This is a genomic window from Imhoffiella purpurea, assembly GCF_000585215.1.
Lineage (GTDB): Bacteria > Pseudomonadota > Gammaproteobacteria > Chromatiales > Chromatiaceae > Imhoffiella > Imhoffiella purpurea.
Genome location: NZ_AONC01000004.1, coordinates 11,478 through 31,447 on the forward strand (window position 1 = coordinate 11,478; position 19,970 = coordinate 31,447).

Sequence of the window (19,970 nt, forward strand, 5' to 3'; positions counted from 1 at the left end):
TGTGGGTGTTTTTACGGTCGATGGACCGGCATGATCGGGTGACGGGCGATGCTCGTCTCTCGAGGGGGGCGATCCGAGCCGCGGAACTCGGGTTCATTCGTGCAATCCGCTATCATGAGCCTTTGTCATCGACGGCCGTCAATCGCGATGTATCTCCACTCAATGCCTGTGCAGTCTGCGCTCGCAGCCGGATTTCGCTCCTTCGGGGACGTCTCGGGTGCAATGCGGGGATTTCTGTGCCTGATCTTTCTGCTGCCCGCACTGAACGGTTGCGGTGCCTTGCAGGCCGCCGGTGACGGCGCACGGGCCGTTTCCGCCGGATCGGTCCAGGGTCCTCCGGAACCCGATTGGCGGCGATCCTTGGGTGGCGTCTCGGTGGGGCGTCCGGGTCCCGGCCGCTCCTCCGCCGTGGATGACGTGCCCGAATCGCAGGTCTACAGTTCCGAGCCCGTCGAACTGCGTCGGGAACTGGCCCGCGTCTGCGCCAGGACCGGGGCCTTGGACGAGCGCAATTTTCTCCGCTCGCTCGTAGCCGATCTCTATTTCTCCGGGGTCGATCCCGCCGAGGCGACCGAGGCGCTGCTGCTTGGCCGCTGTGGCGACAGTTCCGATATCCTCGAAGAGATGGCCGCTCAGGGCGGGGAGCCCTATCGCGATGTGATCGCGCAGCGGGCCATCTCGGTCATGGGGCCCTCCGACCGGCGTCGGGTCGAGCGCGCCGTCGCCGCCGGCGTCGCTCGCCAGACCGATCTGGCCGAGGCGGAGCGCGGGCTGGATGGCGACAGGCTGCCCGCCTACGGCATGCTCTATTTCCCCTCCACGGGCGAGGGCCGCAGACTGGATGCCTCCATGGCGCTCAACCGCTTGTTCGACGAGGCCGTTCCGGGGTATGGCATCTATACCTTCGTGCTGGTCGGTCGCGGCTATACCGGTCTGAGCGGCGTCGATGCCGACCGTTATCGCGAGCTGTTTCGGCTGATCGAGACCTATGTCGCGACGACCCCCGAGGAACTCGGATCGCCGAGCGCCGAGGCCCATGTCTTCCTGGTTCCGGTCGATCCCAGGGGCGACGGTCGCTCACTGGCCGATCTGGTGTCCGGCGAGCTGTCCGATCTGATGCGGAGTCGGCTGCGTCAGGAACTGCGACGCGACGGCCAGGGGGCGCTGGCGTCGAGACTCGCAACCGGTCGGGGTCCCTTTCTGGTCGCGACCCTGGAGCCCGCGCTGCTGCCGTCTTCTCCCCGGTCTCCGAGACTGGTCGCGGACCTCTCCGAGATCGGGCCCGAATATCTCTACGGGGTGGTGGATGCCTACGACCGGCCGATCCCGCTCGATCTCAGCGGAGATGCCAGAAGCCTGGCTCTGATTCGGGAGCGTCTGCTGCGCATTCCGATCAAGCCCAAGACGCAGGGCGGTGGCATCTCCAACCCCGGGGCCGCATGGATCCTCATGCTCGGCCATTTCGCCGGCGACATCCAACCGCTGCTCTGGTCTCGCCGCCTCGCCCGCGTCATTCTTCAGTCGATCGAGCAGCGGAACGTCTGAGGGGCGAGTCGGCGCGTCCGGAATCTGTGCATCCCATCCCCGATCAATCTCTTCAGAATCGGCCCATCCATAATCCAAATATCCATGAATATCATTCCCTTCGGTATCGGCAGTCTCATCCGTTTTCTCAGTGGCATCTTCCTGCTCCAGGGCTTGACGGTGCTTTTGGTCTATACGGCCCTCCATACGGACTGGACGAAGACTTGGCCCTTGTTCGTCATGATCGCGGCGGCGATCGGGTTTCTGGTGGCGCTCTGGTTCAATACCATCGTCTACGCCGACCGTCACCGGGCGGTGTCGCGCGCGAGCGAGCGTTTCTCCAAGGAGCGCGAGAAGATTCGGGTCAGGGCCGAGCAGCAGCGCGCCAAGGCGAGTCTCACCAGCGAACGCGCGGCCTCCAAGGCCCGTAAGCGCGCCTCCGCCGGGATGAGTCTCAAGACCGGGGTGGTCGTCGGCGGAGCGGTCGGGGTCGGCGTGGCCATGATGCTGGCTCAGTTCATGACTCTCGGGCTGGTGACCCTGACCGCGGCCGGCGGCGCCGCGCTTGGCTATGCGGTGCGAACCCGCCAGGAGAAGGCGATCAATTCCCGGCGGCTGGCCGCCGAGGAGCGTGCCATCAGGTCGCTGGATGCCGAGCCGGCGAAGGTGGTGCTGCCGCGGGGCAAGGGCAAGGATGCCGATCCGGCCGGTTGAGTGGCCGGGCGCGTCTTTCGCGCACGCGTCATTCGGCGATGCGAACCTGATTGCGTCCGGCTTCCTTGGCCGCTAGCAAGGCGTGGTCGGCGCGTCGGATCAGATCCTCCAGTTCCTCTCCGACGCGGTTGACCGCGAGACCGAAGCTGGCCGTGACCGTGCCGATCGGGTCGATCGTCGCGGCCTCGATCGACTTGCGCAGACGTTCCGCCAAGTGGCCGGCGCGCTCCGGGGGCGTGTCGGGCGAGAGGATGATGAACTCCTCGCCGCCCCAGCGCGCGAACAGGTCGACCTCGCGCAACGTATCGCGGATACGCTCGGTCAGGGCGACCAGGACCCGGTCGCCGATCTCGTGTCCGAATGCGTCGTTGATCCGCTTGAATCTGTCGATATCCAGGATCAGCAGGCAGAAGGACGCCCCGTAGCGGCTGGCGCGGGCGCGATAGTGCTGGCAGTAGGTGGAGAAGCTGCGGCGATTGAGGATGCCGGTCAGGGGGTCCGTGGTCGCGAGCCGCTCAAGCTCCCGGTTCTGCATTTCCAGGCGGCGCTGCAAGGCGTGCAGCCGCAGATGGGTGGCGACCCTGGCGAGAACCTCTTCGGTCTGGAAGGGCTTGGTGATGTAGTCGACGCCGCCGGACAGGAAGGCGCGCACCTTGTCGCTGGCGTCCTGAAGCGCGCTGATGAAGATGATCGGCAGCTCGCGCGTGCTGGGGTTCTGCTTGAGTCGCAGGCACACCTCGAAACCGTCGAGATCCGGCATCTTGATGTCGAGCAGGATGAGATCGGGGGGGGAGGCGAGTGCCGAGGTGATCGCCAGATTGCCGCTGGGTTGGCGCCGGACCCGATAGCCCGCATCACCCAGGATCCGGCCGAGAAGATCCAGGTTTCCCGCCGTATCATCCACGACCAGGATGGTCGAAACCTCTGTCGGTTCAGGAATCATCGTCGAGCCAGCTCAGAATCCTCGAATATTGATAATCGGAGGCCCATTCACCCAGCATCTTCACGACCTGCGGGTGGCTCGGCTCGAGACGCTGCAGCACCTCTTGGATCTGATCGGAATCCCCGATGACCAGTGCCTCTGCCAGGAGCTGTCTCGACTCGTCGGGTAGGGGCCGTGTCTCGGATTGGGCGATCGGCTCCACCTCCGTCATGGTGTCGACGCGTTCCTGGAACTTCAACCCCAGATGGCGCTCCAGCAGCCCTTGGATGTCGCGGCTGCGATAGGGTTTGCTCAGAAAATCGTCGAATCCGGCGTCGAGGATGCCTTTACGCTCGCTCTTGAAGGTGCTCGCCGTGATGGCGACGATCGTGCATTCCGATCCCCTCGGCAGGGCGCGGATCCTGCGGGTCGCCTCCAGTCCGTCCATGACGGGCATGCGGATGTCCATCAGAATCAGATCCGGCCTCCAGGCGGTGAAGGCATCGATGCCTTCCTGGCCGTTGGCCGCGCTCCTCGATTCGATTCCCATGGATTTCAGGAGCCTTTCCAGCAACAAGCGGTTGTTGGCATTGTCTTCGATGCTCAGAATGCGATGGGCGGGTTGGCCCGGCAACGGTCTGGCCATGGCGCGGGGGGCGATTCCGGGCGGGCTCTCGATCTCCTGGGTCTCCTCGAACGGTATCTTCAAGCGGAAACGCGAGCCCGCGTCCACCATGCTTTCGAGCGTGATGGTGCCGCCCAACATTTCGGCGAAGCGTGCGCAGATGGCCAGGCCCAGCCCCGTGCCGTCCTGGCTCTGCGGATCGGCCTGTACGAAGGGCTCGAAGACGGAATCGATCCGGTCCGGCGGAATACCCGCTCCGCTGTCCTCGACCTCGCACACCAGCAGCGGTGTGTCCGCCGCGCTCCGCTCGATCTCCACCCGGATCAGGACATGGCCTCGCTCGGTGAACTTGACCGCGTTCCCCAGCAGATTGATGAGGATCTGCCGGAGCTTGCCCTCGTCCGAGCCGATGGTTCTCGGGACATTCTCGGAGCGTTCGAGGATGAATTCGATCCCGGCCTGGTCGGCGCGCAGCGCGAACATGGACGAGACGTCGTCGATCATCTGCCAGAGATCGAAGCTCTTGATGTGAGGCGCGTATTGACCGGCCTCGATCTTGGACATGTCCAGGATGTCGTTGATCATGCTGAGCAGGTGGCTGCCGCTGCGATTGATGATCTGCAGATAGACGCGCTGCTCGTTCGGTGTATCGTCCATCTGGGCGATGAGTTCGGAAAACCCCAGGATCGCGTTCAGCGGGGTGCGCAATTCGTGGGACATGTGCGCCAGGAAGAGGCTCTTCGACCGATTGGCGGCCTCGGCACGCTGTTTCTTGATCACCGCCTGGCGAAAGACGTCGGCCGCCTTGGCGATGATGCCGATCTCGTCGCGGCGATCCCGATAGGGGATGCAGGCGTCGATGCGTCCCTCCGAGATATGCGTCAGGGTATCGCTCATGGCGATGAGCGGCCTGGTGATGCCGCGCGCGATCCGCCAGGAGAGCAGGATGGCCAGCAGGATGGTCAGTCCTGAAACCGCGAGCGTCACCTCCCGGTTCAGATCCATGTCCTGGATCATCTGCTGACGCAGCAGGGATTGCTGCGAGAGCGTTCTCCGCTTGAGACTGTCCGCCAGTTGATCCAGCTCCGCCGCCTCGCCGGCCATGACGACATACACCAGGTGCAGATAGGCCCGGGTCGACTGAACCATGCCCGCGAATGCCGTCCGGTATCGCTCCAGAATCTCCATCAGCGCCGCGATCCGCTGCCGGTGGCTCGGATCCCGGGTCTGGCGCTGCAGTCCATCGAGGCGTCGGCCGATCTGCTTCAGCCGGGTCAATGCCTCCTGCATCAGCGTCGAGTCCGGGCCGCTCTCGAATGCGAGCGCATTCTGATGGGCGAACAGCAGGTCCACGAGGCTGTCCTTCAGCCCGGCCGCCATGACCGGATCCTCCGCCTGCGGTGTGCGCTGCAGCACATCGAGCAGACTCACCGCCTGTCGGCTCAACGGCGCGAGCTCGTCTTCGAACAGGCGGTCGTGTCGCCGGCGCTCCTCGACCGCCTGTTCGAAGTTGTCCGCATAGAGCTCGAAGACCGATAGCATGCGATGCAGGAGTCGGCGTTGCTCCTCATCCCGAACCTCGTCGCTGACCCGTTCGATCTGGCGTCTGATCTCGATCGCCAACCCGCGGACCCGGGTCACGATGCCCGTGTAGCCCGAGTAGGTGAAGGCGAGTACGCGCCGTTGCAGGTCGACCATGCGGCGCTCGATGTCCAGGATCGTGCTGGTCTGGGCACTGAGTTCGCTGAATTCCTGGAATTGATCGTCCGAGTGCTGCTGCCCCATGTGCCCGATCATGGCGACCGCGACCAGTGCGAACAGGACCAGGGCGAATCCCAGCCAGATTCGCGGCCCGATGCTCAGTCTCAGGCGGGGCTCGGTTCCAAGGTCGAGCGGCTTGCCCTTCATGCGAGCAGCAGCTCGTACCAGCGCGGCAGGCTGTATTCGTAGGTATTCATCACCGTGTTCCATACCGCGATGTGTCCGAAGCGTTCCCAGTAGGAGCCGCCGTTGCGTTGGCTGCCGGCGCGCACGGAGATGGCTCCATCCGGCCCTGGCAGATCGGTGGCGGCGATCCCGCCTTCGTACCAATAGTCCCATTCGGCCGTGCTCAAATGGGCTCGCGCGGGCTCGGGGACCGAGATGTAGTAGCCCTGTCGGGCGACGAAGGCGCCGGGCCAGCCGGACAGCCACCAGTTCAGATACTCGTAGGCCGCGTCGAGCTGGCGTCCCCGGCAGCGCGACGACAGACACATGACGCCATGCCAGGCGCGATATCCCTCGCGCGGCGCGGCATAGACGGCCGGGATGCCCGACTCCTTGAGTGCGGCGACGGCCGGCGAGAACATGCTGGCGATGGCCGTGCGACCGCTGCGCATCATCTCGACCGATTCGGGAACCTCGCTCCAGAATCCGCTGAAATGTCCCGCGAGCTTCAAGGTGATCAGGATCTCGAACAGCCGATCGATCTCCGCCTTGGTCAGCTCGCCGATGTCGCCGAATTCGATCAGCCCGCGGGCCTCCGCCGCCAGGGCCATGTCGAACAGACCGATGGTCGGGTCGTTGACCAGGGCGACGCGTCCCCGCCAGCGCGGCTCCAGCATCCAGCCCCAGCTCTCGGTCTCGTAGGCCCTCCCGGTCGGAACGAAGCGGGTGTCGTAGCCGAATGCGTCGACGTTGTGGACGTAGGGGAGAAAGCTGATGCGGCCGGTCGGCCGCGGGCCGAGGCTGCCGTCCGGCTGGACGTTGAGCAGTCTGTAGGGGGCGTCTCCGCGTCCGAGTGGTGCGTCTGGCGTCAGGCGCCCGGTCTTGGTCAGGTCGTTGACCGCATCCCAGTTGCGGATGCGCCGGGTCTCGATGGCCTGGATGCTGTCCGCCCGCCACAGGATCTTGATGCTGTTTGACCACTGTTCGTAGACGTCGAAACCGTCCGGGTCGGAGGATGCCCGATGCAGGACCTCGGCATTGCCGCCGGGCATGAAGATCAGCTCGATGCCCAGATCCTGCTCGGCTTGGCGGCGGATGGCCTCGCGCAGCGTGACGTGGGTTCCCAGGACGCGCAGCTTGACCCGTTCGCGGGTCTGCACGTAGGGGGCGCCGATGCCTTGGGCCGGTCCGAGCGCCAGACCGGCGATGGCCTGGCACAGGTGCCTGCGCCGGATCGATGTGGCGGATGTGGTATCCGTTGCGCGCTCTACTGGCGTCCGGCTCATCTGGTCGTCACTCGAGTGGAGCTTCTGATCCATGCCGGAGGATGTCGATCCAATGGCACGGGCCGGATCGGACCCAGGGCGGGCCGATGCGACTCCTTCACTCTAGACGCAAATCGCCGATCCTTCGCCCTATCGGACGTTCGGTGTCGTATCGAGCGGACTGTCGGCCCGCAGAGGCTGGCCTACATCGAGCGATTTCGCCCCCGGCGGTTGCGGGGGACGATGGTTCGGGCCATGGGCGGCCCGAGAAGTCGGCGGGATCAATCGGTCTTCGGCTGTTCGTGCCAAGTCGGTTCGATACGTTCGGTCGTGGGCGATTCGGGATCGCCGACCTTGTCGATGACCTTGAGGGCCGGTTTCTCGGCCTCCTCGGGGGCGCAGGTACGGACGCATTGGTCGTGCTGGACCTTGCAAATGTGCATCTCAGCGCCCAAGCAAGGTACAGGGTCGAGACAACGCCCGTAGGAGTTGCGCTCGCAATCTTCGGTAGCTGGAGTCAGGCTCTCGATGTGCGCTTGGCACTCCTGCTCGCGGAGTTCCTGGCGCTGTTCGCATTGGACGCGGGCCAGTTCGCAGCGCTCGATGCAATCGGGATCCAGGTCCGGAGCGGCCTTCGCCGCGTCGGCCTTGGACGGCAGCAGTTGGCAGCCGGCGAGCGAGCCGCAGAGAATCGCTCCTGCGAGCGGGATGAGGTGGCGAGTGGATAGGCGGGTCGAAGCGTGCATCGGCTGGTTCTCCAAGAGAAATGGCTCGCACTCTACCACAGCTGCGCTTTCGGTTCGGGACCCGGCGGCGGGCGGCTCCGCAGGATCCGGGCATCCCGGCCGATCCGGGCGCGCATCCTCCATGGGTTCCGGGGCGGTTCGAGCGTTCGGGTCGCGCGCCCGTCATCTTTTGAGCCCTTGCCTGAACTCGGAATATAATCGGTCGGTGATTTCAATGCGTACGCAATCGATCTTCCACTCTCGGTCCATTCCCGCTTGGCCCGCCCCATCCCAGCCCCAAGCGCCAGGGTGCGAGCGCGGGGGCATTGAATCTATGCACCATAAGCGTATATTAAAAACCCAGTAATGCACTAAAGATAATGGAGCCAGGAGCGATGACCTCAGCCCCAGCCGTCGATGACATCGTCAAGTCGGAATACGAGCACGGTTTCACCACCGAGATCGACTCCGATACCTTGCCGCCAGGCCTGGACGAGGACGTCGTGCGCGCCATCTCCAAGCGCAAGGGCGAGCCCGAGTTCATGACCGAATGGCGCCTCAGGGCCTACCGTCACTGGCTCACCATGCGCGAGCCCGAGTGGGCGGCGGTGAACTATCCCAAGATCGATTTCCAAGCGATCTCCTATTTCTCGGCGCCCAAGCGCCCCGAGGACGGTCCCAAGAGTCTCGACGAGGTCGATCCGGCCCTGCTCGAGACCTACGAGAAGCTCGGTATCCCGATCGAGGAGCAGAAGGCGCTCGCCGGTATCGCAGTCGATGCCGTGTTCGACAGCGTCTCGGTCGCCACCACCTTCCGCAAGAGCCTGGCGGAGGCGGGCGTCATCTTCTGCTCCATCTCGGAGGCGGTGCACGAATATCCGGATCTGGTGAAACAGTATCTCGGATCCGTGGTGCCACACACGGACAACTACTACGCCTGTCTCAACGCGGCCGTCTTCAGCGACGGGACCTTCGTCTATGTCCCCAAGGGTGTCCGCTGCCCCATGGAGCTGAGCACCTATTTCCGCATCAATGCCCGCAACACCGGACAGTTCGAGCGTACCCTGATCGTCGCCGAGGCCGGCAGCTACGTCAGCTATCTCGAGGGCTGCACCGCGCCCCAGCGCGACGAGAACCAGCTCCACGCCGCCGTGGTCGAGCTGATCGCCATGGAGGACGCCGAGATCAAGTACTCGACGGTCCAGAACTGGTATCCGGGCGACGCCGAGGGTCGGGGCGGCATCTACAACTTCGTCACCAAGCGCGGCGATTGCCGCGGTGCCCGCTCCAAGATCTCCTGGACCCAGGTCGAGACCGGCTCGGCCATCACCTGGAAGTATCCGAGCTGTCTGCTGCGCGGCGACGACTCGGTCGGCGAGTTCTATTCGGTGGCCGTGACCAAGGGGCGCCAGCAGGCCGACACCGGCACCAAGATGATCCACATCGGCAAGAACACCCGCTCGACCATCGTGTCGAAGGGCATCTCGGCCGGGCAGGGCGAGCAGACCTATCGCGGTCTGGTTCGCATCAGTCAGCGCGCCGAGGGCGCGCGCAACCATACCCAGTGCGATTCGTTGCTGATCGGGGACCGTTGCACCGCCAATACCGTGCCCTATATCGAGGTCAAGCACCCCTCGGCCAAGATGGAGCACGAGGCGACGACCTCGAAGATCAGCGACGATCAGCTTTTCTATTGCCGCTCGCGCGGACTCACCGAGGAAGACGCCGTCTCCATGATCGTGAATGGCTTCTGCAAGGAGGTCTTCAACGAGCTGCCCATGGAGTTCGCGGTCGAGGCCCAGAAGCTTCTGAGCATCAGTCTCGAAGGCGCGGTCGGTTGAACGAACATTTGGAGCGAACCATGCTGTCTGTCAAAGGACTCACCGCCAACGTCGGTGACAAGGAAATCCTCAAGGGGCTGGACCTAGAGATCGCCCCGGGCGAGGTGCACGCCATCATGGGTCCGAACGGGGCCGGCAAGAGCACCCTGTCGCACGTGCTCTCGGGCCGCGAGGGCTATGAGGTGACGGGCGGTTCCGCCACCTTCGAGGGTCGTGATCTGCTGGAACTGGAGCCCGAGGAGCGCGCCCAGCTGGGGCTCTTCCTGGCCTTCCAGTATCCGGTCGAACTGCCCGGGGTGAACAACACCTACTTCCTCAAGGCGGCGCTCAACAGCATCCGCAAGGCGCGTGGCGAGGAGGAACTGGACGCCGTCTCCTTTCTGCGTCTGATCAAGGAGAAGCTCAAGATCCTGCATCTGGACGACTCCTTGCTCAAGCGCGCGGTCAACGCCGGATTCTCGGGCGGCGAGAAGAAGCGCAACGAGATCTTCCAGATGGCGCTCCTGGAGCCCAAGCTGGCCATTCTCGACGAGACCGACTCGGGTCTCGACATCGACGCCCTGCGCGTGGTTGCGAACGGCGTCAATGCCTTGCGCAGCCCCGAGCGCTCCATGATCGTCGTCACCCACTATCAGCGTCTGCTCGACTACATCCAGCCCGATTATGTCCATGTCCTGGCCAAGGGGCGGATCATTCGCTCCGGCGGCAAGGAGCTGGCCCTCGAACTGGAAGAGAAGGGCTACGGCTGGATCGACGCGGAGGGTCAGGCGGCATGAGCGACGCGGCGTTCACGGCATTCGCGGGCTGGTTGAGCGAATCGGGCGAGGGCTCCCGTCCCGACTGGCTCGAATCCCAGCGTCTGCTCGCCCGCGAGCGTCTGGCCGATCTGGGCGTTCCGGACAGGAAGACCGAGGCCTGGCGTTACACCAGTCTCAAGGGGCTGATGGAGCAGGGCTTCGGACGGACCGGCGAGACCATGGCGGCGCTGCAGCCGGACGACCTGGAGGAGGTGCTGGTTCCCGGCCTGGATGCGCAGCGCATCCTGCTGGTCAACGGGCGCTATCTGCCCGAGCTGTCGGGGCAGGGCGATCTGCCGGCCGGGGTGCGGATCGGCGGGCTGCGTGAGTTGCTCGCCAGCGAGCCGGATCGGCTGCGCGAGCATTTGAACGCGGTCGCCGAGACCGACGCCCAGCCACTGTTCGCCGCGCTCAATACGGCCGGTCTGGACGACGGCCTGGTGCTCTGGGTCGGCCGCGGTGTCGTCCTGGAACGGCCGATCGAGCTGGTCCATCTGTCGGTGGGGCTCGACGAGCCGCGCGTGGCCCAGCCGCGTCATCTGGTGGTCCTGGAGGACGGTGCTCAGGCGACCCTGATCGAGCGCTATGTCAGCCTGGGCGATTCCATTTACTGCACCAATACGGTCCTTGAGCTCTCCCTGGGTCGCGATGCGCTGCTCCGGCACGACCGCATCCAGATGGAGAGCGCCAACGCCTTTCATATCAGCGGGCTCTATCTGACCCAGGGCGCCGACAGCCGCTATCTGGGCGTCAACATCGGTCTCGGGGCCAGCTGGTCGCGGACCGATCTGAACTGCCGCTTCCAGGGCGAGCACGCCGAGTGCGATCTCCAGGGGCTCTATGTGGCGGGCGACGGCCAGCTGATGGACTATCACCTGGACGTCCAGCACACCCAGCCGAACTGCAACAGCCGCGAGATCTTCAAGGGCATTCTGCACGGACACGGAAGGGCGGTCTTCGACGGCCGGGTCTTCGTCGCCCGCGAGGCGCAGAAGACGGACGCGGCCATGTCCAACCGCAATCTGCTGCTCTCGGAGAGCGCCGAGGTGGACACCAAGCCGCAGCTCGAGATCAATGCCGACGACGTCAAGTGCAGCCACGGCACCACCGTGGGTCAGATCGAGCCCGAGATGCTTTTCTATCTGCGCTCGCGCGGGATCGGCGCGTCCCTGGCGCGGCGCATGCTGTGTCTCGGATTCGCCGAGGAGATCATCCAGCGGCTGAGCGCCGAGGCGCTGCGCGACCATGTCTCCGAGCGGGTCGGCCGGCGGCTCGAATCCGCCCCCATGAATTGATCCATGAACATCATCGAGAGTATCCGGTCGCGCGGATCCGCTGAATCCTGCGTTGGGTTCATGCCATTAGCGTTGTCGAGAGGTCGAACATGAACAGACTGGCCCGCTTCGCCGGTTTCGGGAAGCATGACGAGGAACGGGACGAGACGGAGCATCTGGACGTGGATACGGACGTGGCCGTCGAGCGGATGGACGCCGAGGCGCTGCGCGAACCCATCATCGCCGCGCTGCGCATGGTCCACGACCCCGAGATCCCGATCAACATCTACGATCTGGGTCTGATCTACCGCATCGACATCGCCGGTAGCGGCGACGTAAAGATCGATATGACCCTGACCGCGCCCGCCTGTCCGGTGGCCGGAATGATGCCCGTGATGGTCCGGGACGCAGTCGTCCGCGTCGAGGGCGTCGGCGAGGTGGAGGTGGATCTCGTCTGGGATCCGCCCTGGAATCAGAACAACATGAGCGACGAGGCGCGGCTGCAGCTCGGTCTCATGTGAGGTCTTGGCGACACGGGTGGCGGATCTCTGATTTGAACCGCAAAGGCACAAAGGACGCAAAGATAGAGAAGGTTCCGTTTTGTCTCAGGGGCGGAAGAGACAGAGCGGGACCATGAGTTCTGAGCTGGACAGTCCGCCGTGCACGCCGATCTGCGGGTGGGGGCGCTCGGTCGGCAGGCGCTGTAGGATGACGCCCCGATCGCGGGGCAGGATGCAGTAGTCGCCGATCCGGTCCATGAATCTCGGGTGGGGCTTGCCGATTCCGAACAGACCCTCCTCGACCAGTTGCCGGCTGGGAATCAGATCGATCCGGTCTCCCAGCCGTTCCTCGCAGTAGCGCACGAAATCCGCCTCGCGCCCGTTGCGCAGATAGCAGAATGCGGCCCTGGGCTCGCCGCAGAGCGGCAGCAGCAGAGCGTCTTCCAGCTCGGGGTGGGCGATCAGATCCAGCACGTCTGCAGGCGTGGTGTCGACATGCCCGTGGTCGGCCGTCACCAGGACCAAGGTGTCCGTTCCTTTGATGGCCTCCAGGAAGGATTCGAGCGCCTGTTCGAGCTGGATCAGGTGTTCCGCCGCGGCTGGGCTCTCCATGCCCATCTCGTGCCCGATGCCGTCGAGCCTCGGCCAATAGAGATAGCAGTAGGTTGATTCGGGCGGGGCGCGTCTGCCCCAGCGCGGCTTGGTCCGCAAAGCCCGAGCCGCCTGGCGGAACATGTCGCTCAGATCCCGATAGGGGAGTATCTCGGCCGATCCGGCGTGCGAACGGTTGAAATCCGAGTGGGCGATGAAATGGGGCGAGACGCAGATCCCGCGGCTCCGGATCCGGTCGAACACCGAGGTGTGGCCGAAGAGCCCCATCGGGTCGACTCCTGCCTGACGATAGGAGACGCCTCCATACCTCGGGTTGCCGGGTAGGACCGTCATCACGCACCCGAGCTCGCGGAGATAGGTGAACCAGCCCGTCAGTCCATGCTGGAGCGGCGCCTCGCCGGTGAGGAAGGTGGTGATGGCCGCCGCCGTCGTCGCCGGGAATACCGAGGTGAGTGAACCGCGCAGCGATTGGTTCAGGATGCCGTCGGGCGAGCGTCGTGCCAGCCAGTCGGCACCGAGGCCGTCGACGACCAGCAGGACGAGATTGGTGACCCTGGTCAGCTCGTCCGCCGGCAATATCCTCGATTCCGGGTGATCCGAGTGCCCGCCGCGCGACCGGACGATGCTGCTCATCAGGTTGACGATTCCGCCACCCCGATAGTCCGGGTCGATCCGTTCCGGTATCGGCATTCGCTCGACCCCCGCTCAGAGACGCGCCACGGCTGGCACGCGATGAAACTCATGGGTGACATTCTCACGCACCTCCGTGCGTGAGAACAATGACATGGCTAGCAGGGAGACGCGGAATCAGTAGAGCGCCTCGAGCTCCTCATCTGACATCTGCAAGACCTCCTGTTCGAGCAGCGCGATCGCCTCGAGCAAGGTACGCGAGACCGACAGCAGGTTCTGCATCAGTCCATCCACCTCCGCCTGCTGCCTTTTGTCCAGCCGTCCCTTGGAACCGAAGAGTTTGTGGAGCAGTCCGCGATCCTCTTCGGTGAAGAGGATCTTGAAGATCTTCATGTAGATCCGGTGCAGCGTCTCATGGGGGACCTCGATCGCCTCGTAGGTCTCCAGGGAGGAAAGCTGCTGGCCGGGCCCGTAGTACCACTTGCCGAACTTGCAGGCCGTGTGGATCACGGGGACGTGGTCCTGATCGACCGGAAGTCCCGAAGTCAATGCCTGGGCGTAGGACCGCCATTGGATATGCGCCGTCTTGGCCGCGCGCAGCTGTGTGAGGATCTCTTTCTTGGTCATCCGCTCATCCTGTTTGGTGCTTGTTGTTATCTGGTCAGTGTATCCGGATATGCAGTCTGCTGGGGACGTGACGCGAGGATCGCTGTCTCGCGGGATGATCCCAGTTCGATGCGATCCTCTCTGAGAACCAATACGCGTTTTGGGGTTGTTTTCAGTCCAATCCGGTCGAGTCTCGTCGGCTGCGCCCCGGCCGTTGATAATCCATGATTTTCGCTCCACCTGTTACCGCGGAGACTTATTGCACCTCAAAGACTGTCGCGCATTTCCAAAGGAGGCGGAATGCCATCGAAACCCAGTACCTGCTACGAGTGCGACGCCAACTGTCCGATCGAGGTCGAGCTCGACGAGGCCGGCGAGCCGACTGGAATCAAGGGGCCGGATTGTCCGCGTTGCTATGCGCAGATCGACCGCCGCGAGCATCCTCAGCGGCTGCTGTATCCGCTGAAGCGGGTGGGGCCGAAGGGGAGCGGTGAGTTCGAGCGGATCTCGTGGGACACGGCGCTCGACACCATCGCGGAGCGGCTGCAGGCGATCAGGGCGGAGCAGGGTGCGCCGTCCGTGGCCTTCTTCGCCGGCTATACCAAGGAGGCACGGCCACAGCTCCAGCGTCTGGCCCATGCCTTCGGATCGCCCAACTATCTCACCGAGAGCGGCTGCTGTTTCTCGGCCACCATGGTCGCGGAGAAGGTCACCTTCGGCTACAAGGTCAAGACCACCTCGACCGTGGTCTCGCCGAAGACGCGCTGCCATCTGGTCTGGTCGACCAATCCGCGCGGCTCCATCCCGCCCTTCGACCAGCATCCGCTGGCGAACATCCGCACCGCTTCGCTCGGGGAGGATGGGCCGAGCCGGCGGATGATCGTGGTCGATCCGCGCCGCACCCCGCTGGCCGAGCGGGCGGATATCCATCTGCAGATCCGGCCGGGCACGGACGGCGCCCTGGCGCTCGGATTCCATCATCTCATCTTCGCCAACGGCTGGCAGGACCAGGCGTTCCTGGACGAGTGGGCGAATGGGGTGGAGGACTTTCGGAACTATGTGCGCGCCTTCGATCCGGCGCGGGTGGCCGGGATCTGCGGGGTCGAGGAGTCGGATCTGAGGGCGGCCGCCGAGCTGTTCGCGACCACGGCGCCGGCCCAGATCAATCTCTCGCCGACCTCGACCGTCCAGCACAGCAACGGCTTCCAGAACCACCGGGCGCTCATCCTGCTGTCGGCGGTGACCGGCAATCTGGACCGCGAAGGGGGCAACCGCTTCTTCAACGACAAGGTGATGCCCAAGCCGATCGAGCTGTTCGACTATTGCCGCGCTGAGCTGCCGCCGCGCATCGGCGACGAGGTCTATCCGGTCTGGACCCGCTATTGGCCGGCCGGTCAGAGCATGCTGCTGCCCGACTGCATCCTGGACGGACGGCCGCAGCCGGTGCGTGCCCTGGTGGCCATGGGCATCAATACCGCCATGTGGCCCAACTCCAAGCGCATGGAGCAGGCGCTGGGCGCGCTCGACTTCTTCGTCGCGACCGATTTCTTCCACAATCCGGCGACCCTGCAGGCGGATATCGTTCTGCCGGCGGCGACCAATCTGGAGCGTCCGGCGCTCATCGCCTATCCGGGCTGCGCCTATCAGGGCGAGCTTCGATATCGGCGTGCGGTCGTGCCGCCGAAGGGCGAGGCGCGTCCCGACGGCGAGATCTTTCTGGAACTGGGCGTCCGGCTCGGGATGGGCGACCGTTTCTGGCAGGGCGACCTGGAGGCGGCCTGGGCCGAGGCGGCGGAGGGCATCCCGGAGGAGATCCGCGAGGAGGTCTACTGCAATCCGAACGGGGTGACCGTCTATGCGGACGCCATCGAGGAGCTGGTCGAGCATGGCTTCCTGGATGCCGACCGTCTCTACCGTCTGCGCGGTTTCCCGACCGCGAGCGGCAAGGTGGAGTTCGATTCGGAGGAGCTGCGCGCCGCCGGTCACGACGGCCTGCCGGTCTATCGCGAGCCGGCCGAGAGCCCCGTCTCCACGCCCGATATGGCGCGCGACTATCCGCTCGTCCTGACCAGCGGGGCACGGACCAAGTTCGCGACCCACTCCCAGCATCAGTATCTGGAGCGGATGCGTCGCGGGTTGCGCGATCCCCTGATCGAGATCCACCCGGAGGATGCGGGGGGGCGCGGGATCTCCGATGGGACCTGGGTGCGTGTGAGTTCGCCCAGGGGGGCGGTCCGGTTCCTCGCCCAGGTCACGGATCGGGTCAAGCCGGGCGTGGTCCACTGCGCCCACGGCTGGAACCATGCCAACGTCAACGAGCTGACCGACGACCGTCATTTGGATCCGATCAGCGGCTTTCCGCCCTTCAAGTCCGGGCTCTGCCAGGTGGAGGTCGATCCGGAGCCAATCTGAGCGAGGTCGTCTGCATGCCCTTCATCGGAATCCAATCTGGACGCGAGCATTTGTTCCGGCCGCAGCCTCGCCGAACCGTCGCCGTCAACGACACGGGGGCTTGGCGGCTGAATCCGGATCATCGCCAGGTCTACGATAAGCTGGATCTCGCACTGGCCGCCGGTCTGCGGGCGGCGCCCTGCGGCGTGGATCCGCGCGACTGCGGCATCGCGGCGGGCGAGTCCCTGTTCGTCAAGCCCATCGTCAATCTGGCCGGGATGGGGCTGAACGCCCGATCCGTCGCCGCCGACCGGGTGCCGATGGAGCCGGGCAGCTTCTGGTGCGAGCGTCTGACCGGTGAACATACCAGCAGCGATTGTCTGGTGCGCGACGGCCGAGCCCTCTGGTTCGCCCACACCCGGGCCTCGGCCGCCAAGGATCGCGAGCGCCCGCTCTACTGGGAGGTCGGGGTCGAACTCGCCGACTTGGAGCCGGTGGTCGCCGGGTGGGTGGAGCGGCTGCTGCCCGGCTATACCGGGCTATGCAATCTGGAGATGATCGGCGGGCAGCCGATCGAGATGCATCTGCGCGGCTCCAACGGGTTTCTGGACCTCTACGGAACCCGGTTCCTGCCGGCCTGGGTCGCGCTCGTCGACGGCGAGTCCGCCGAGCCGCCTCCTTCGGTTCCAGGCGGCCTGGTGATCTCTCTGTTCGGCGAGGATCCGCCACCCGCCGATCGAGTCGAGCGGATTCGCGAGGCAGGCGGGCAGTTGCAGTGGGATGCCCATACCCCGGATCGGTCGGCGATCGTGCGTTGTCACGACCGGGGTTCGGGATTGCGGTTGGTCCGAGACCTGGGGCTGGACGGCTGAGGCTCAGAGCTTCGGCAGGACGATGGGGTCGCGCTTCTTCGGGTTGTGCCGATAGAAGGCCGCCACATTGCCGATGCGGTTGATGAGATCGGCCTGCGTTCGCTCGCGGATGATGCCGATCGCCGCGTCGCGCTCCGTGCGGTCGCCGGCGTTGATCTTGATCTTGAGCAGTTCGTGGTGGGCGAGCGCGATCTCGATCTCGGCCAGGACCGGTTCGCTGATGCCGTGCTGGCCGACGGTGACCACCGGCTTGAGATGATGGACCTGCTTCTTGAGCCAGCGTTTCTGTTTTTCGGTGATCTTCATGTGGTTCGGGGAATTCGTTTATGGGGCGGGTCTGACGTACGGTATGCGGGCCGCGAGGGAGAGCGATTCTATCGCACATGGCGGACGGTCAGCCCGAAAACATGAAACGGACGATAGGCTGGACGAAATAGATAGGCCCCGACATGCGGCCTCGTACCTCGGCCCGCCAGCCTACAAACCGGCTGTTTCACAATCGGTCTTCGTCCTGTTCCCGCGCTCATGGGCGAATAGTGGCTGCTCCGAGCTCGGTGTCCATCGAGCGAGAGCGAGACGGCGCATGGCGCGCGAGGGGCGGCGGTTTACCCCTCGGGCAGGCACGTCTAGAATGCCGCTTTTTACGCATCCAAGCTCCGCGCGTGGGAGTGCACTTGGCTCAAGTATCCGACCTTCGATTTCTGGTGACCCCCGGCGGCTCGTTGCAGGGGCGTCTGCGCGTGCCCGGCGACAAGTCCGTGTCGCATCGCTCAATCATGCTTTCGGCGATCGCCGAGGGCGAGACGCACATCACCGGCTTCCTCGAAGGGGCCGATGCCTTGGCGACCCTGGCGGCCTTTCGGCGCATGGGGGTCGAGATCGAAGGGCCGCGCGATGGCGAGGTCCGGGTGCGCGGGGTCGGGCTGCGCGGGCTCAGAGCACCGGACGGTCCGTTGGATCTGGGCAACTCGGGCACGTCCATGCGCCTGCTCTCGGGCCTGCTGGCGGGGCAGTCCTTCCCGACCACGCTGATCGGCGATGCCTCGCTGACCAAGCGCCCGATGCGTCGGGTCACCGAGCCGCTCGCGACCATGGGGGCCCGTATCAACTCCAGCGAGACCGGGACCGCGCCCCTCCATATCGAGCCTGTTTCCGGTTTGAGCGGAATCCGCTACGAGATGCCCGTCGCCAGCGCCCAGGTCAAGTCCTCCCTGCTGCTCGCCGGACTCTATGCCGAGGGCGAGACCTGCGTGACCGAGCCGGCACCGACCCGCGACCATACCGAGCGTATGCTGACCGCGTTCGGCTATCCCGTTCAGGTCGAGGGATCGCGAATCCGTCTCTGCGGTGGCGGTCGACTGAAGGGTTGCCGCTTACGGGTTCCGTCCGATATCTCCTCGGCGGCCTTCTTCATGGTAGGGGCCAGCATTGCGCCCGGGTCCGATCTGCTGCTCGAGGGCGTTGGCATCAATCCCACGCGCGTCGGCGTCGTCAACATCCTGCGCCTGATGGGCGCCGACATCGCTCTGCTCGACGAGCGCCTCGAAGGAGGCGAACCGGTGGCCGACATCCGGGTGCGCTCGGCGCCGCTCAAGGGGATCCGTATCCCCGAGGATCAGGTTCCCCTGGCGATCGACGAATTCCCGGCGATCTTCATCGCCGCCGCCTGCGCCGAGGGCGAGACCCTGCTCACCGGTGCCGAGGAACTGCGCGTCAAGGAGAGCGACCGCATCCAGGTGATGGCCGACGGTTTGATGAAGCTGGGGATCGAGGCCGAGCCGCGCCCGGACGGTCTGCGCATCCTCGGTGGCACCCTGGGTTCCGCGCTGGCCTCCGAGGGCGGGGGCATCGACGCGCACGGCGACCATCGCATCGCCATGTCCTTCGCGATCGCCGCGCTGCGCGCGGGCGGGCCGATCGAGATCCGCGACTGTCTGAACGTCGAGACCTCCTTTCCCGGCTTCGCCGCGCTCGCCGAAACCGCCGGGCTCGGCATTCGGGAGGTGCGGACATGATCCCCGTCATCACCATCGACGGTCCGTCAGGCACCGGCAAGGGCACCATCATGAGCCTGGTCGCCGAGCGTCTGGGTTGGCACAGCCTGGACAGCGGCGCGCTCTATCGGGTGCTGGGCGTCGCGGCACGGCGTCGAGGCGTCGCGCTGGAGGATGCCGAGGCGCTGGTTCCCATCGCCGAGACGCTTTCCGTGCGTTTCTCCGCCGGTCGGGTCTATCTGGATGAGAGCGACGTTTCGACCGAGATTCGTACCGAGGAGGCCGGTATGTGTGCCTCCAAGGTGGCCGCCCATCCTCGGGTTCGCGCCGCGCTGCTCGACTGGCAGCGCCGCATGGTCCGCGAGCCCGGCCTGGTCGCCGACGGACGCGACATGGGGACCGTCGTCTTCCCCGGCGCGCCGCTCAAGATCTTCCTCGACGCCAGCCCCGAGGTGCGTGCCGAGCGTCGATATAAACAGTTGAAAGAAAAGGGGTTGGATGCTAACCTCGCGCAACTTGTCGTAGATATCCGCGAGCGTGATGAGCGTGACCGCAACCGTCCGGTGGCCCCACTGCGTCCGGCCGAGGATGCGGTTTTCGTCGATTCCACCTCCATGTCTGTCGCTGAAGTGCTCGATCGGGTTCTGGAAGAGGTGAGGCGCGTCTTCCCGGAACCGGTCCTATAGATGGATTGGACGCTTCCAGCCGCGCAGGTCGCGGCCTCGGGCGTCTTCGAAAGGTGGGTCGGTGCA

The 19,970-nt window shown here is 65.1% G+C and carries 17 protein-coding genes; 10 read left to right on the plus strand and 7 right to left on the minus strand.

What is annotated here, in order from left to right; all coding sequences use genetic code 11:
• Positions 1–222 precede the first annotated feature (222 nt).
• Both D779_RS01705 and D779_RS01710 read left to right on the plus strand, forming a co-directional pair.
• On the plus strand, positions 223–1,545 hold the full coding sequence (locus tag D779_RS01705; RefSeq protein ID WP_043748510.1) for a hypothetical protein: 1,323 nt from the start codon (positions 223–225) through the stop codon (positions 1,543–1,545).
• An 84-nt stretch (positions 1,546–1,629) separates the two neighbouring features.
• On the plus strand, positions 1,630–2,238 hold the full coding sequence (locus D779_RS01710; RefSeq protein WP_043748512.1) for a hypothetical protein: 609 nt from the start codon (positions 1,630–1,632) through the stop codon (positions 2,236–2,238).
• 28 nt (positions 2,239–2,266) lie between these two features.
• Here D779_RS01710 and D779_RS01715 read toward each other — a convergent pair whose 3' ends face one another.
• From D779_RS01715 to D779_RS22045, 4 genes are all read right to left on the minus strand, one after another.
• Positions 2,267–3,181 (minus strand): GGDEF domain-containing response regulator, encoded by a 915-nt coding sequence (locus D779_RS01715; RefSeq protein WP_043748513.1) that lies wholly within the window; start codon positions 3,179–3,181, stop codon positions 2,267–2,269.
• A complete protein-coding gene (locus tag D779_RS20860) occupies positions 3,171–5,693 on the minus strand; it encodes an ATP-binding protein (protein ID WP_052347681.1) in 2,523 nt (840 codons plus the stop codon). Before D779_RS20860 ends, D779_RS01715 begins: the two co-directional genes overlap by 11 nt.
• Positions 5,690–7,030, minus strand: coding sequence for an ABC transporter substrate-binding protein (locus D779_RS01725; RefSeq protein WP_232424038.1), 1,341 nt, complete (start codon positions 7,028–7,030; stop codon positions 5,690–5,692). Before D779_RS01725 ends, D779_RS20860 begins: the two co-directional genes overlap by 4 nt.
• A 227-nt stretch (positions 7,031–7,257) precedes the next feature.
• On the minus strand, positions 7,258–7,722 hold the full coding sequence (locus tag D779_RS22045; RefSeq protein ID WP_157726296.1) for a hypothetical protein: 465 nt from the start codon (positions 7,720–7,722) through the stop codon (positions 7,258–7,260).
• A gap of 374 nt (positions 7,723–8,096) precedes the next feature.
• Between D779_RS22045 and sufB the strand changes: the two genes are divergently transcribed.
• The 4 genes from sufB to D779_RS01750 all read left to right on the plus strand — a co-directional run bounded on the left by sufB (position 8,097) and on the right by D779_RS01750 (position 12,134).
• Positions 8,097–9,542, plus strand: coding sequence for a Fe-S cluster assembly protein SufB (gene sufB, locus D779_RS01735; RefSeq protein ID WP_043748517.1), 1,446 nt, complete (start codon positions 8,097–8,099; stop codon positions 9,540–9,542).
• Between the two features lie 20 nt (positions 9,543–9,562).
• Positions 9,563–10,318 (plus strand): Fe-S cluster assembly ATPase SufC, encoded by a 756-nt coding sequence (sufC, locus tag D779_RS01740; RefSeq protein ID WP_043748796.1) that lies wholly within the window; start codon positions 9,563–9,565, stop codon positions 10,316–10,318.
• The gene (gene sufD / locus D779_RS01745) at positions 10,315–11,634 is read left to right on the plus strand and encodes a Fe-S cluster assembly protein SufD (protein ID WP_043748519.1); all 1,320 of its coding nucleotides are present in this window, start codon (positions 10,315–10,317) and stop codon (positions 11,632–11,634) included. Before sufC ends, sufD begins: the two co-directional genes overlap by 4 nt.
• Positions 11,635–11,723: 89 nt before the next feature.
• The gene (locus D779_RS01750) at positions 11,724–12,134 is read left to right on the plus strand and encodes an SUF system Fe-S cluster assembly protein (protein ID WP_043748522.1); all 411 of its coding nucleotides are present in this window, start codon (positions 11,724–11,726) and stop codon (positions 12,132–12,134) included.
• An 84-nt stretch (positions 12,135–12,218) separates the two neighbouring features.
• Here D779_RS01750 and D779_RS01755 read toward each other — a convergent pair whose 3' ends face one another.
• Together D779_RS01755 and D779_RS01760 are read right to left on the minus strand one after the other, a co-directional pair.
• Complete coding sequence (locus tag D779_RS01755; protein WP_043748533.1) at positions 12,219–13,415, minus strand: alkaline phosphatase family protein; 1,197 nt, start codon at positions 13,413–13,415, stop codon at positions 12,219–12,221.
• Positions 13,416–13,532: 117 nt separating this feature from the next.
• The gene (locus D779_RS01760; protein ID WP_052347683.1) at positions 13,533–13,982 is read right to left on the minus strand and encodes a CZB domain-containing protein; all 450 of its coding nucleotides are present in this window, start codon (positions 13,980–13,982) and stop codon (positions 13,533–13,535) included.
• 279 nt (positions 13,983–14,261) lie between these two features.
• On the opposite strand from D779_RS01760, the gene D779_RS01765 reads away from it, so the two are divergent.
• A complete protein-coding gene (locus D779_RS01765; RefSeq protein ID WP_043748535.1) occupies positions 14,262–16,373 on the plus strand; it encodes a molybdopterin-containing oxidoreductase family protein in 2,112 nt (703 codons plus the stop codon).
• Between the two features lie 14 nt (positions 16,374–16,387).
• Positions 16,388–17,224: a hypothetical protein gene (locus D779_RS01770; RefSeq protein WP_043748537.1), complete on the plus strand. Its 837-nt coding sequence runs from the start codon at positions 16,388–16,390 to the stop codon at positions 17,222–17,224.
• A 3-nt stretch (positions 17,225–17,227) separates the two neighbouring features.
• Here the strand turns inward: D779_RS01770 and D779_RS01775 are convergent, their stop codons facing one another.
• On the minus strand, positions 17,228–17,530 hold the full coding sequence (locus tag D779_RS01775) for a YhbY family RNA-binding protein (RefSeq protein ID WP_043748539.1): 303 nt from the start codon (positions 17,528–17,530) through the stop codon (positions 17,228–17,230).
• A gap of 368 nt (positions 17,531–17,898) precedes the next feature.
• On the opposite strand from D779_RS01775, the gene aroA reads away from it, so the two are divergent.
• Positions 17,899–19,239, plus strand: coding sequence for a 3-phosphoshikimate 1-carboxyvinyltransferase (gene aroA / locus D779_RS01780; protein WP_043748540.1), 1,341 nt, complete (start codon positions 17,899–17,901; stop codon positions 19,237–19,239).
• A complete protein-coding gene (gene cmk, locus D779_RS01785; RefSeq protein WP_043748546.1) occupies positions 19,236–19,904 on the plus strand; it encodes a (d)CMP kinase in 669 nt (222 codons plus the stop codon). Before aroA ends, cmk begins: the two co-directional genes overlap by 4 nt.
• The last annotated feature ends 66 nt before the right edge of the window (positions 19,905–19,970 follow it).

Excerpts from the sequence above, each read along its gene's own strand:
- cmk (WP_043748546.1), top strand. The coding sequence starts at position 19,236 with ATGATCCCCGTCATCACCATCGACGGTCCGTCAGGCACCGGCAAGGGC.
- D779_RS01705 (WP_043748510.1), top strand. The coding sequence starts at position 223 with ATGCGGGGATTTCTGTGCCTGATCTTTCTGCTGCCCGCACTGAACGGT.
- D779_RS01775 (WP_043748539.1), bottom strand. The coding sequence starts at position 17,530 with ATGAAGATCACCGAAAAACAGAAACGCTGGCTCAAGAAGCAGGTCCAT.
- sufD (WP_043748519.1), top strand. The coding sequence starts at position 10,315 with ATGAGCGACGCGGCGTTCACGGCATTCGCGGGCTGGTTGAGCGAATCG.
- D779_RS20860 (WP_052347681.1), bottom strand. The coding sequence starts at position 5,693 with ATGAAGGGCAAGCCGCTCGACCTTGGAACCGAGCCCCGCCTGAGACTG.
- D779_RS01750 (WP_043748522.1), top strand. The coding sequence starts at position 11,724 with ATGAACAGACTGGCCCGCTTCGCCGGTTTCGGGAAGCATGACGAGGAA.
- sufC (WP_043748796.1), top strand. The coding sequence starts at position 9,563 with ATGCTGTCTGTCAAAGGACTCACCGCCAACGTCGGTGACAAGGAAATC.
- D779_RS01710 (WP_043748512.1), top strand. The coding sequence starts at position 1,630 with ATGAATATCATTCCCTTCGGTATCGGCAGTCTCATCCGTTTTCTCAGT.
- D779_RS01765 (WP_043748535.1), top strand. The coding sequence starts at position 14,262 with ATGCCATCGAAACCCAGTACCTGCTACGAGTGCGACGCCAACTGTCCG.
- D779_RS01770 (WP_043748537.1), top strand. The coding sequence starts at position 16,388 with ATGCCCTTCATCGGAATCCAATCTGGACGCGAGCATTTGTTCCGGCCG.
- D779_RS01725 (WP_232424038.1), bottom strand. The coding sequence starts at position 7,030 with ATGGATCAGAAGCTCCACTCGAGTGACGACCAGATGAGCCGGACGCCA.
- sufB (WP_043748517.1), top strand. The coding sequence starts at position 8,097 with ATGACCTCAGCCCCAGCCGTCGATGACATCGTCAAGTCGGAATACGAG.
- D779_RS01755 (WP_043748533.1), bottom strand. The coding sequence starts at position 13,415 with ATGCCGATACCGGAACGGATCGACCCGGACTATCGGGGTGGCGGAATC.
- D779_RS22045 (WP_157726296.1), bottom strand. The coding sequence starts at position 7,722 with ATGCACGCTTCGACCCGCCTATCCACTCGCCACCTCATCCCGCTCGCA.
- D779_RS01760 (WP_052347683.1), bottom strand. The coding sequence starts at position 13,982 with ATGACCAAGAAAGAGATCCTCACACAGCTGCGCGCGGCCAAGACGGCG.
- D779_RS01715 (WP_043748513.1), bottom strand. The coding sequence starts at position 3,181 with ATGATTCCTGAACCGACAGAGGTTTCGACCATCCTGGTCGTGGATGAT.